Origin of the sequence: Methylomonas subterranea, assembly GCF_024505185.1 — a bacterium.
Taxonomy (GTDB): domain Bacteria; phylum Pseudomonadota; class Gammaproteobacteria; order Methylococcales; family Methylomonadaceae; genus Methylomonas; species Methylomonas subterranea.
On sequence record NZ_JANIBJ010000087.1, the window covers coordinates 1 to 1,835 of the forward strand.

Consider the following 1,835-nt stretch of genomic DNA (forward strand, 5'->3'; position numbering starts at 1 on the left):
ACACTCGGCGGCAATACGCTGTCTCTGTACGCTTGATCTTGCGCTTCGAAGACGTTGGTGGACGGCATGGAGACCACGCGGATTTTTTTGCCTTTGCCTTCCAACACTTCAGCGGCTTTCACGGCCAGCTCGACTTCGGAGCCGGTGGCGATGATGATGGCGTCGGGGGTGCCGTTGCTGTCTTTCAGCACGTAGCCGCCCTTGCCGATGGCGTCGATCTGCGCCTGGCTGCGCGCCATGTGTTGCAGGTTTTGCCTGGAGAAGATCAGGGTGCTGGGGCCGTCGGTACGTTCGATGGCGGCTTTCCAGCTGACGGCGGATTCGACCGCGTCGCAAGGACGCCAGACTTGCATGTTGGGGATCATGCGCAGGGTGGCGGTTTGTTCGATCGGTTGGTGGGTCGGGCCGTCTTCGCCGAGTCCGATGGAGTCGTGGGTGTAGACGAAGATGGTCGGCGCTTTCATCAGGGCGGCCATGCGCAGGGCGTTACGGGCGTATTCCGAGAACATCAGGAAGGTGGCGCCGTAAGGTTTGAAGCCGCCGTGCAGCATGATGCCGTTCATGATGGCGCTCATGCCGAATTCGCGCACGCCGTAGTAGACGTAGTTGCCGTCGTGACCGGGGGCGCAAACGTCTTTGCAACCGGACCACAGGGTCAGGTTGGAGCCGGCCAGGTCGGCGGAACCACCCAGCAGTTCGGGCAGCAACGGGCCGAAGCCGTTGAGGGTGTTTTGCGAGGCTTTGCGGCTGGCGATGGTTTCGCCCTTGGCGTTGACTTCGGCGATGAAGGCATTGGCTTTTTCGTTCCAGTCAGCGGGCAGTTCACCAGCCATGCGACGTTGGAATTCGGCGGCCAGTTCGGGATGCGCGGCTTGGTAGGCGGCGAATTTGTCGTTCCAGGCGCTTTCCAGGCGTTGGCCCTTGGCGTTGGCGTCCCAGGCCGCTTTGATGTCGGCGGGGATTTCGAACGGGGCGTGCGGCCAGCCCAGTTGGGCGCGGGTCAGGGCAATTTCGGCTTCACCCAGGGCGGCACCGTGGCATTCTTCCTTGCCTTGTTTGTTCGGCGAACCGAAACCGATGATGGTTTGGCAGCAGATGATGGTCGGTTTGTCGGTGACTTTTTTGGCTGCTTCGATGGCTTTTTTCACGGCCTCGGGGTCGTGGCCGTCGACTTTGGGGATGACGTGCCAGCCGTAGGCTTCGAAGCGCTTGGGAGTGTCGTCCAGGAACCAGCCGTGCACGTTGCCGTGACCGCGCACTTCGCCGTCGATGGAGATGTTGTTGTCGTCGTAGAAGGCGATCAGTTTGCCCAGACCCATGGAGCCGGCCAGCGAGCAGGCTTCGTGGGAAATGCCTTCCATCAGGCAGCCGTCGCCCAGAAAGACGTAGGTGTGGTGATCGACGATCTCATGTCCGGGACGGTTGAATTGGCCGGCCAGGGTGCGTTCGGCCAGCGCAAAGCCCACGGCATTGGTGATGCCTTGGCCCAGTGGGCCGGTGGTGGTTTCGACGCCGTCGGTGTAGCCGTATTCGGGGTGTCCGGGGGTTTTGGAGTGCAGTTGGCGGAACTGTTGCAGTTCTTCGATCGGCAGGTTATAACCGGCCAAGTGCAGCAGGGAATAAATCAGCATGGAGCCGTGGCCATTGGACAGCACGAAGCGGTCGCGGTTGGCCCATTTCGGGTTGCCGGGGTTGTGTTGCAGGAAGTCGTTCCACAATACTTCTGCGATATCAGCCATCCCCATCGGGGCTCCAGGGTGTCCTGAGTTGGCTTTTTGTACGGCGTCCATGCTGAGTGCGCGGATGGCGTTCGCTAAGTCTCGGCGCGAAGGCAT

The 1,835-nt window shown here is 61.2% G+C and carries 1 protein-coding gene; it reads right to left on the reverse strand.

The window, feature by feature from the left end:
- Positions 1 to 1,835: transketolase (gene tkt / locus NP590_RS20385; protein WP_256604582.1), on the reverse strand; the 1,835-nt coding region annotated here is incomplete at its 3' end.